Annotated in this window: 10 protein-coding genes; 8 read left to right on the plus strand and 2 right to left on the minus strand. The window is 59.6% G+C overall.

The genetic code is table 11. From position 1 onward, the window contains the following. Window positions 1-247: 247 nt before the first annotated feature. Window positions 248-679: a universal stress protein gene (locus tag Q0H50_RS06625; RefSeq protein WP_294420732.1), complete on the plus strand. Its 432-nt coding sequence runs from the start codon at window positions 248-250 to the stop codon at window positions 677-679. Window positions 680-870: 191 nt separating this feature from the next. Here the strand turns inward: Q0H50_RS06625 and Q0H50_RS06630 are convergent, their stop codons facing one another. Then, entirely contained in the window at window positions 871-1,722 is an 852-nt protein-coding gene (locus Q0H50_RS06630) for an RNA methyltransferase (protein ID WP_294420734.1), read from the minus strand. A gap of 341 nt (window positions 1,723-2,063) precedes the next feature. Here Q0H50_RS06630 and mazG point away from each other — a divergent pair, with 341 nt between their 5' ends. The 4 genes from mazG to Q0H50_RS06650 all read left to right on the plus strand — a co-directional run bounded on the left by mazG (window position 2,064) and on the right by Q0H50_RS06650 (window position 6,595). Continuing rightward, window positions 2,064-2,966, plus strand: a complete 903-nt coding sequence (mazG, locus tag Q0H50_RS06635) for a nucleoside triphosphate pyrophosphohydrolase (RefSeq protein ID WP_294420735.1) — start codon at window positions 2,064-2,066, stop codon at window positions 2,964-2,966. Between the two features lie 210 nt (window positions 2,967-3,176). After that, the gene (locus tag Q0H50_RS06640; RefSeq protein ID WP_294420737.1) at window positions 3,177-3,953 is read left to right on the plus strand and encodes a GTP pyrophosphokinase family protein; all 777 of its coding nucleotides are present in this window, start codon (window positions 3,177-3,179) and stop codon (window positions 3,951-3,953) included. A gap of 5 nt (window positions 3,954-3,958) precedes the next feature. Then, window positions 3,959-5,386, plus strand: a complete 1,428-nt coding sequence (locus Q0H50_RS06645) for a glycoside hydrolase family 30 beta sandwich domain-containing protein (RefSeq protein WP_294420739.1) — start codon at window positions 3,959-3,961, stop codon at window positions 5,384-5,386. A gap of 81 nt (window positions 5,387-5,467) precedes the next feature. Then, the gene (locus tag Q0H50_RS06650; RefSeq protein ID WP_294420740.1) at window positions 5,468-6,595 is read left to right on the plus strand and encodes an aldo/keto reductase; all 1,128 of its coding nucleotides are present in this window, start codon (window positions 5,468-5,470) and stop codon (window positions 6,593-6,595) included. A gap of 104 nt (window positions 6,596-6,699) precedes the next feature. On the opposite strand, the gene Q0H50_RS06655 is transcribed toward Q0H50_RS06650, so the two are convergent. Continuing rightward, window positions 6,700-7,143 (minus strand): GatB/YqeY domain-containing protein, encoded by a 444-nt coding sequence (locus Q0H50_RS06655; RefSeq protein ID WP_294420741.1) that lies wholly within the window; start codon window positions 7,141-7,143, stop codon window positions 6,700-6,702. A gap of 163 nt (window positions 7,144-7,306) precedes the next feature. Here Q0H50_RS06655 and Q0H50_RS06660 point away from each other — a divergent pair, with 163 nt between their 5' ends. The 3 genes from Q0H50_RS06660 to Q0H50_RS06670 all read left to right on the plus strand — a co-directional run. Continuing rightward, entirely contained in the window at window positions 7,307-8,125 is an 819-nt protein-coding gene (locus Q0H50_RS06660; protein ID WP_294420743.1) for a hemolysin III family protein, read from the plus strand. Between the two features lie 42 nt (window positions 8,126-8,167). Then, window positions 8,168-9,049: a hemolysin family protein gene (locus Q0H50_RS06665; RefSeq protein WP_294420745.1), complete on the plus strand. Its 882-nt coding sequence runs from the start codon at window positions 8,168-8,170 to the stop codon at window positions 9,047-9,049. After that, window positions 9,046-9,331: PspC domain-containing protein (locus Q0H50_RS06670; RefSeq protein WP_294420748.1), on the plus strand; the 286-nt coding region annotated here is incomplete at its 3' end. The genes Q0H50_RS06665 and Q0H50_RS06670, both read left to right, overlap by 4 nt.

The following is a 9,331-nucleotide window of genomic DNA, read 5'->3' on the forward strand; positions in this document are numbered from 1 at the left end:
AGAGGCCCGCAGGGGGCTAAACCCTGCGGGCCTCTCTGCGTTTTGGGGGATGCTAATGTATGGCAAGATGTGAAATCTTATCTGGATTTGGGGTCGGTATTGAACTAGCTTTGGATGTCGTGCTTGCTGTTACCGAATTGTGTATGAACTGTGGAGGGTAAGTCGACTATACTTCAGGTTAGGGATTGGAGTGATTGCTCGCGATTTTGCGGTCTGCTGATTCGGACTGCAAGGGAGGAGATTCATTATGGCTGTGGATAAGATGCTTGTTGCATTTGATGAGTCTGAGGGCTCGAAAAAGGCGTTGGCGACTGCATCGGAATTGGCTGTCGCTAATCCGAACGCCCATATCAACCTTGTGTATGTGGTGCCGATTCCCATGTTGAACTCTGATCAAATGGCTAGCTTCCAAAGCATTTTGGACTTGATGATCTCTGATGGCGAGGATTTGTTGGCCGCTGCCGCCAATGATATGGGCGATGATGTTGCATCTCGTACGGATTCGCTCCTGCTGACCGGCACCAACCCTGCTAGCGAAATCCTTCGACTTGCCGATCAGCGTGACTATGACATGATCGTTATCGGCAACAGGGGTCTGTCCGGTTTGAAGGAATACACGGGCAGCGTTAGCCACAAGGTGCTTGCTGGGGCAAAGGTTCCTGTACTGGTCGTTAAATAATTCCAAGGCAATTCGAGGATGGTTCAATTGGCCGCTTGCGCGTATTCGTTGGCGGCCATTTTTGACGCTCTCAAATTAAAATAGGACATGGTTCGTCGAACTCTTATTGACGGTGCGCAACAGGGCGTATCGATTTGTGGTGCTTCTTCCAGGCGCGTGGCCGCGCTCCTGCGTGAGGACTGGGGGATTTGCTACTTTGCGCGCAGTTCCCAGAATGCTACGGCGCTTGCTGCTGCTACGTTGAGGCTGTCAACTCCGTGGGCCATGGGGATGCGCACGGTGTAGTCGCACTTTGCGATGGTGCTGGATGCCAAGCCGTCGCCTTCGGTGCCTAGCACCAGGGCCAAGCGTTCCTCGCTGGCCAGTTGAGGGTTGTCGAGGGAAACCGAATCGTCGGACAGCGCCAGCGCGGCGGTCTTGAATCCCAGGCTGTGCAGCAGCGGGATACCGTCGTGGGCCCAAGAGCCAGCTCCTGTAGCGCCGGAATCTGCGCCGATGCGGGCCCAAGGCACCTGGAACACGGTTCCCATGGATACGCGGACTGCTCGGCGATAGAGCGGGTCGTAGCAAGCTTGCGTGACGAGCACAGCGTCGATGCCGAGCGCTGCCGCACTGCGGAAGATGGCTCCGACATTGGTGTGGTTCGTGATGTCCTCGAGCACGGCTATTCTTCGGGCATTGCGGCAAACTTCCTCAACGCTTGAGGCGATGGGGCGTCGGAATGCTCCGAGTGCGCCACGAGTGAGCTCGAAACCGGTCAGCTGTTTGAGCTGACCATGGGGAAGGATAAACACCGGTAAATCGAAATCTGGATAGCGTTGCTCGATTTGCTCGATGATAGGTTGCATACCGGGAAGGAATTTCTCCTCCATCAACAGCGACAGCGGTTGCATGCCGCCTGCGACGGCGCGCTCGATGACCTTCGACGATTCGGCGATGAACATGCCTTTCTCGGGTTCGAGCTTGTTTCGCAGCTGCACCTCCGTTAGACGCGCGTATGCGTCAAGGCGGGGATCGTCTATGGTGCTGACGTTGATGATCATGAGCCGTTCTTCCTGTTCGGTGTTGCCTAGGGTCAATAATACCCGATAGCCGCATCAATGTGGGCTATGTGCGCGGAACCTGCAGCTTGGCGTGTCGTCAAGGCGCGGCGGGTTGGTAGAGAGCGATGGAGGAACAAAGCTCTTAGTTAAGTCAGTGGGTGGAAAGGCGAGTGCGGTCCTTCGGGGGTTTGGCTGCGGGGCATCGTGGGGAAACGGGTCAAATTCCTTGGGTGCTATGGGACGTCTTGCCGTAAATACGGGCGCGACGCTCGAGGTTAGGCGGCTTCGTCGCGTTGGAGGGTATACTCTTCAGCAAACGAAACTCGATAAAGGAGCATGGTATGTCGGCATCGCAACATGAGAATGCGCTTGAGCGGGCGGCGCATCCTGAGCAGCATCCCGCATTCGACCAGTTCGTGGCCACGATATCGGCGTTGCGAGCCCCAGATGGCTGCCCATGGGATCGCGAGCAGACGCATTCGTCCATTGCCCATAACATGATCGAGGAAGCCTACGAAGCGGTCGATGCCATAGAGACGGGCGACGTTGCCCATATGCGCGAGGAGCTGGGTGACGTGCTGTTGCAGGTGGTGCTGCAAAGTCAGATTGCAGCCGATGCGGGCGAGTTCGATATCGAGGATGTTGCGGCGGACGTGGATGCCAAGATGGTCAGGCGCCATCCGCACGTGTTCGGGAATGAGGCGGCAGCTGGCGCATCCGAGGTATTGAACCTGTGGGATAAGGTGAAGCTTCGGGAAAAACAGGCGGCCGACCAGGCTGGTGAGGAAAGCGGAGACGAACCGCCGGCCGGGTTGCTGGATGGCGTGCCGGTGAGCTTTCCGGCTCTGATGCAGGCGCAGAAGATATCGCGCAAGGCGGCTGCGGCCGGATTCGAATGGGAAACGCTCGAAGATGTTTGGGGCCAGGTGCGAAGCGAGATCGATGAGCTGAACGAGGCATACGACCAGGCGCCGAAGGCGGCCAACGGCAAGGTCGAAGGCGACCCTGAGGCAATTGCCCATGTGGAGGAGGAGCTGGGCGATGTGCTGTTCAGCCTGGTCAACGTCGCTCGTCGTATGGGCGTGAACTCCGAGAACGCGCTGCGGGCAAGCTGCCGCAAGTTCCGTACGCGCTGGTCTGCCATGGAGCGGTCTGCGTTTGAGCAGGGCGTACGCCTTGAGGATATGACCTGCGAGGAGCAAAACCGCTTGTGGGAGCAGGCGAAGGCCGATTTGCGCAAGTAGGCGCGATCGCCTGAACGGGAGACAGACTGTGGTAACGGAACGGTAAGAAAGCCCTTGCCGCTCTGTAAACCTGGCTATCCCTGCGGTACCATAACTTCAATCAATAGCACGCGCCGTAAGCCGTTAGGCCTACGGCGCGTATTTTCAATGCGCGAACTGCGTGAATCGCGATTACGTCGCATCGGCAAGATGCGGAGAAGGAGCAAGCTGATGAGTACGACCGGTGAACCCTCGACCGAAGCCGCGGAAAGGCTGCAGGGGCGTACAGTGGAGGACAACGCTGCAAAGCAACTGCCCGTTCCGAATGTGCCCGACCTTTCGGCGTTCGATATGAACGGGAATCTGCATATGACCTCCGAGAGCATGGAGAAGCTGCATCAGGCTAGCGTGGAGACCCAGTCGATTATGCAGAAGTATCGGGCCGCTATGAGGGAGATGCAGGTGCGCCTGGAGATTTTGGACCAGGATCTGAACCTGAAGAAGCATCGCAATCCCATCCACCATATCGAAAGCCGCTTGAAGACCCCTGCGAGCATCTATGAGAAGATCGGGCGCTACGGGTATGAGGCAACGCTTGAGAACATGGAGCGTTACATTCTCGATATCGCCGGCATTCGCGTGATCTGCCCTTATATCCAGGACGTGTACAGCCTGTTCGAGCTGCTCAATCGCCAGGATGACCTTGAGATCGTGAAGGTGAAGGATTATATTGCCGCGCCGAAGCCGAACGGGTATCGAAGCCTTCATGTTATCGCGCGCATCCCCGTGTTCTTCATGGATAAGAAGGAGTCCATTCCCGTGGAAATCCAGCTGAGAACGCTGGCCATGGACTTCTGGGCAAGCTTGGAGCACGATTTGAAGTACAAAGCCGTCAGCGAGGTGCAGGGCATCGATGCCAGCAGCGAGCTGAAGGATTGCAGCCGGATCATCGAGGAAGTCGAGGCCCGCATGCAGGTGCTGGCGGGCGCCTTGGAGCCTGAAGGGTAGTTGCCATGAAGCGTTACGTTACGGACGCGCATAACACGCTGTCCCAAGATGAGCTGGGCTTCGTGCGCAATCCCAATGCCGAACTCAACTTGATCACCTGTCGTCCCGATGTGGCGTATCAGCGCATCTCGGGGTTCGGCGGGGCGTTCACGGAGGCGGCGGCCAACGTGTTCGCCTTGATGCCTCCCGAGCTGCAGGACCGTTTTCTGCTGCTGTGCTTCGGGGGAGCGAAGGATGGCGATCCGGCAGCCGGCGGAAATGCGTACAGCTTGTGCCGCACGCACATCCAGAGCTGCGATTTCGCGTTGAGTAACTATTCGTATGTGCGGCCTTTCGATTCCGGCTTGCGGTCGTTCACCATAAGCCGCGACAGGCAGCTGCTGCTTCCGTTCATCAAGTGCGGGCTTGCGGTGAACCCGCAGCTGCAGTTGTTCGCAAGCCCTTGGAGCCCGCCGGCGTTCATGAAGACCAACCGCCGCATGAACGGCGGAGGGAAGCTGCGTCGTTCGCAGTATGAGGCATGGGCTGAGGTGCTGGCGAAATATGTGGACGCGTATGCTCGTGAGGGCGTGCGCATAAGCCGCATGAGCGTGCAAAACGAGCCTATGGCAAGCCAAGCGTGGGATTCGTGCCTGTTCAGCGCGGAGGAGGAGGCTCAATTTGCGGCGGCGTATCTGCGTCCGGCGCTGGATGCTTCGGGCCACGGTGACGTGAAGCTGTTCGCCTGGGATCACAACACCGACAAGATATTGTCGCGCGTTCAGTCCACCTTCGGGGCGTCGGTGAGCCAGGCGGGGAAGCTGCCTCTTGCCGCCGCCGGCTGGCGAGCCGAGGGCACGGTCGCCTCTGATGCTTTTGCGGGCGTGGCGTTCCATTGGTATGCAGGCGATCATTTCGAGCAGGTGGACGAAGTGGCGCGACGCTGGCCTGACAAGGAGCTGCTGTTCACCGAAGGCTGCGTGGAATACACGCGCGGTGAGGATCGCAAGGCCACGCAGGAACGCAAGGCCGAGCAGTATGCGCATGCCGTCATAGGCAGCCTGAACGCAGGCGCTGCCGGATTCATCGATTGGAACCTGCTGCTCAACGAGAAGGGCGGGCCGAACCATGCCCGCAACTTCTGCGAGGCGCCGTTGATGTACGATCGCGACAAGCGCGAGCTGGTGGCAAACCGGTCGTTCTTCTATATGGCGCACTTCTCCCGTTTTGCGCCGGTGGGATCGCGTCGTTTCCTGACGTCCCGGTATACCGACGACCTGGAGACCGTGGGCTTCCTGCGTCCCGACGGGTCGCGCGCGTTGGTCGTGCTGAACCGTCATGCCAGGCCGCGAAAGTTCCTGGTGTCGGAAGGGGAGTTCACGGCGGAGTGCAAGGCGGCGGGGCATAGCATAACCACGTTGGTGTGGAATGAGGACGAGGTACGCGATAAGTAGGTTTTCGCCATCGTTTCAAGCTGCCCTTGACCTGAAGTGCGCTCTAGCCTTTACCATCGAATGCAACGAGAGGAGCATTTGATGACTGCAAGCAACACTACCGTGCCGAAGCTCGGCTTCGGCTGCATGCGCTTTCCGCTGACCGACCCCAAGGACGTCACCGCCATCGACATCGACCAGGTTAAGGAGATGGTCGACCTGTTCATGGACGCCGGCGGCACGTACTTCGATACGGCGTTCGTCTATCATGACGGGCATTCCGAGGTGGCGTTGCGCGAGGCGCTGGTGGGGCGCTATCCGCGTGAGAGCTTCACCATCGCCACGAAGTGCCTTGCTTGGGCGCTGCCCGATGCCGAAACCGCCAAGGCTTGCCTGAATACCTCCCTTGAGCGCTTGGGCACCGACTATGTGGACTATTATCTGCTGCACAACGTGGGCGGCGAGCGCACGAAAAAGTTCGACGACTTCGGTTTGTGGGAATGGGCGCAGGAGATGAAGGCCGCTGGCAAGATCCGCAACGTGGGCTTCAGCATGCACGACGGCGCGGAGACGCTCGACCAGCTGCTCAACGAGCATCCCGAAGTGGACTTCATCCAGCTGCAGGTGAACTATCTGGATTGGGAGAGCCCTGTGGTGCAATCGCGCCGCAACATGGAGGTTGCCCGCAAGCATGGTAAGCCGGTGGTGATCATGGAACCCGCGCGCGGCGGCCGTTTGGCCGATCTGCCGGCGGCCGTTGCGGCGCCGCTGCTTAAAGCGCGCCCGGATCTGAGCCAGGCGTCGTGGGCGTATCGCTTCTGCTACAACCAGCTCGGCGTCCTCACCGTGCTTTCCGGCATGTCCACGCCCGACCAGGTAAGGCAAAACGTCGCCGAATGGCACGAGCACGGCGGAGCGTTCTCCCCGGAGGAGCAGAAGGCGCTCGATGCGGCGTGCGAGGTGCTGGCTTCCGTGCCAACGGTGCCGTGCACCAATTGCCGTTACTGTGTGAAGGACTGCCCGCAGCAGGTTGCCATTCCCGAGATCATGAACCTGCTGAACCTGGAGGTTCAAACGGAGAACACCGAGTTCGCCAAGCAGCAATATAGCTGGCAGGCGGCGCCGGGCCGTGCGAGCGACTGCATCCAATGCGGCGCGTGCGAGGCCATGTGCCCGCAGAGCATCGACATCATCGAGCAGCTGGAGAAGGCTGCCGAGCATTTCGAGTAGGGGTTTGTGGAACGGGCCCGAAGGCGTGCATCGCCTTCGGGCCCGTTCGCTTTCGCCGCCAGCGTTGCAGGCGGCGCTTTCGCTATTCGCTTACCGGCGCTTCGTTAGGCCAGCTTGCCCTGCAGCTCCTTTGCGGCAGCGGCCTTGTCGAAGTTGCCGCCGGTGCGCTTGGTGAGCTCGCCCATGACGCGCCCCATCTCCTTCTTCGTGGTCGCGCCTGTTTCGGACAGCACGACGTCGATGAGCGCGGAAAGCTGCTCGCCGGCAAGCTGCTGGGGCAGCAGCTCCTCGAGCATCTTGACCTGGGCGGTGAGCATGTCGGTGCGCTCCTGGTCGTTGCCGGCCTTGATGGAGCCTTCCAGCGTTTCCTTGGTTTGCTTGATGACGCGCTTGGTCATATCGTCGACGTCTTGCTCGGTGATCTCGCGGCGCTCGTTCACCTCGATGTCCTTGATCTCGCCGTGAACTTGGCGAAGGATGGAAAGGCGTACCTTGTCGTGTGCCTTCATGGCTTGCTTGATGTGCTCTTTCAGCTCGTCGTACTGCATGTGCGCTCCTTGGTATCGAGGTCCTGCGGCGCGTGGCGCCAGGTGTTCCGTTTCCAAGTATAACGCCGCTTGCAAGACGCTGGCTTCCGTTGCGCAGCCGCTTCGCTACGGGCGCGCAGCATACGGGAGCCGTTATACTGCGTGTGTGGTATAACTGGTGCCTATGGATACTGAAACGACATACCCCGCATCGCCGGATATGCCTTCCGGCGCATCTGAAACCCCTGCTGGGGCCGCGTCTTCCCATGCCTGGACGCCGTCGCAGTTCAAGCCGCGCGACCTGCGCGAGGCTCGAGCGCATCGCAACGAGACTGCGCAAACCTCTGCGAACGAGGCGAACAGGAAGCACAACGTGCGCGAATATACGCTAGGCGAGGAGATAGCGAACTCCATCTCGCACGGCATCGGTGCGCTTCTGGCGATCGCAGCCATCCCCATCCTTGTGGTGAAGGCGGTTGGCCATGGCGGCGGCATCCTGCTGTTCGCCGCGCTGGTGTACACGCTCACCATGCTGCTGGAATACACCATGTCCACGCTGTATCACGCGTTGGCCGTCGACAAGGCCAAGCGCGTGTTCAAGGTGCTGGACCATAGCTGCATCTACCTGTTCATCGCCGGCTCGTACACGCCGTTCTGCTTGATCTCCCTTGCCGATTCGAACGGTATCGTGCTGTGCGCGTTCGTTTGGGTGCTTGCCGTGATAGGCGTTGCCTGCGAGGCGTTCTGGGTTTTCCGCCCGCGTTGGATCTCTGCGGTGCTCTATCTTGCACTGGGCTGGTCTATCGTGGGGTTCCTGCCGGCGCTTATCCAAGCCATCCCCGCTGCGGGCCTGTGGCTGCTGGTCGCAGGCGGTCTTTGCTACTCGGTCGGCTGCATCTTCTACGTGCTGAAGAAAATCCCGTACATGCACTCCATATTCCATTTGTGGGTTGTGGCGGGAAGCGTGCTGCAATTCCTGGCGATTGCGCTGTATGTCATGTAGGCTAGCTCAAAAGGAAATTATCACTAGGAGCGGTTTTAGCGCATGAACGGGAAAAACGAAGACGGCGACGGCAAAAAGGGATTGAAGGGCATTTTCGGCTTCTTGGGCGCACCGAAGCGCCAAGCCCTGTCGGCTGAGGACGAGATCAAGGATTTCGTGGCGGACAGCGACGATCTACTCGATGACGAGAAGCGCATGATCCACGAGATCTTGGATCTGGGCGATATGGACGCAGGCGAGATCATGACGCCGCGCGTCGACATGATCTTGGTGGAGGATACCGAAACCGTGCGTCAGGCGGTGGACCGCATGATGGGAACGGGATATTCGCGCCTTCCGGTGTTCCAAGGGGATATCGACCGCATCGTCGGCGTGGTCCACTACAAGGACCTGGTGCCCCCCGTGCTCGACGGCCGTGGCGACGACCTGGCGGTCGAATACGCCTTCGAGCCGTTGTTCGTGCCCGAATCCAAGGACGTGTTCCCGCTTCTGGCCGAAATGCAAACGAAACGGCAACAGATGGCCATCGTGGTGGACGAGTACGGTGGGACCGATGGTTTAATTACCGTCGAGGACATCGTCGAGGAGATCGTGGGCGAGATCGTGGACGAAACCGATCGCGAACGCCCCATTCTGAAGCAGGAAGGTCCCGGCGTGTGGCTTGCCGACGGTCGTTTCCCTGTTGAGGACGCCGTGGAAATGGGCTGGCCGCTTGCCGAGTCCGAGGACTACGAGACCATAGCCGGCTGGGTGCTCAGCATGCTGGACACCGTTCCGCAAATGGGCTACTCCTTCGAAAAGGACGGCTACCGCTTCACCATCCACTCCATGCGACGCCGGCGCATCCTTGCGGTGCGCGTGGAGCGCATATCCGACGACGCCTCGCAGGCATCCGATGGCAAGGCAGGTCAGGAGGAGCGGTGAGTCGAACGCGCCAGCTATACCGGTCGCGCAATGCGCTGGTAGGGGGCGTGTGCGCCGGAATCGCCGAGCGCTTCGATGTCGACCCGTTGGTGGTGCGCATCCTGTTCCTGACGTTCGCAGTGTTGTCGCTCGGCCTTGCGGGCCTTGCGTATCTGGTGCTCTGGGCAGTGCTTCCTAAAAGACCCATGCAGGTGAAACCCGTGAAGGTGGAGCCTGATTCAGTTCATTCCGATACGTTCGGCGCGGTGGACTGCCGTCGCGCTCGAGGTGCCGCAATGGGGC

The sequence above is a fragment of the uncultured Senegalimassilia sp. genome (genome assembly GCF_934632265.1).
Taxonomy (GTDB): domain Bacteria; phylum Actinomycetota; class Coriobacteriia; order Coriobacteriales; family Eggerthellaceae; genus Senegalimassilia.

What these genes read in the sequence shown, in the direction of transcription:
- Q0H50_RS06625 (WP_294420732.1), top strand. Translation starts at nt 248, where the DNA reads ATGGCTGTGGATAAGATGCTTGTTGCATTTGATGAGTCTGAGGGCTCG.
- Q0H50_RS06630 (WP_294420734.1), bottom strand. Translation starts at nt 1,722, where the DNA reads ATGATCATCAACGTCAGCACCATAGACGATCCCCGCCTTGACGCATAC.
- mazG (WP_294420735.1), top strand. Translation starts at nt 2,064, where the DNA reads ATGTCGGCATCGCAACATGAGAATGCGCTTGAGCGGGCGGCGCATCCT.
- Q0H50_RS06640 (WP_294420737.1), top strand. Translation starts at nt 3,177, where the DNA reads ATGAGTACGACCGGTGAACCCTCGACCGAAGCCGCGGAAAGGCTGCAG.
- Q0H50_RS06645 (WP_294420739.1), top strand. Translation starts at nt 3,959, where the DNA reads ATGAAGCGTTACGTTACGGACGCGCATAACACGCTGTCCCAAGATGAG.
- Q0H50_RS06650 (WP_294420740.1), top strand. Translation starts at nt 5,468, where the DNA reads ATGACTGCAAGCAACACTACCGTGCCGAAGCTCGGCTTCGGCTGCATG.
- Q0H50_RS06655 (WP_294420741.1), bottom strand. Translation starts at nt 7,143, where the DNA reads ATGCAGTACGACGAGCTGAAAGAGCACATCAAGCAAGCCATGAAGGCA.
- Q0H50_RS06660 (WP_294420743.1), top strand. Translation starts at nt 7,307, where the DNA reads ATGGATACTGAAACGACATACCCCGCATCGCCGGATATGCCTTCCGGC.
- Q0H50_RS06665 (WP_294420745.1), top strand. Translation starts at nt 8,168, where the DNA reads ATGAACGGGAAAAACGAAGACGGCGACGGCAAAAAGGGATTGAAGGGC.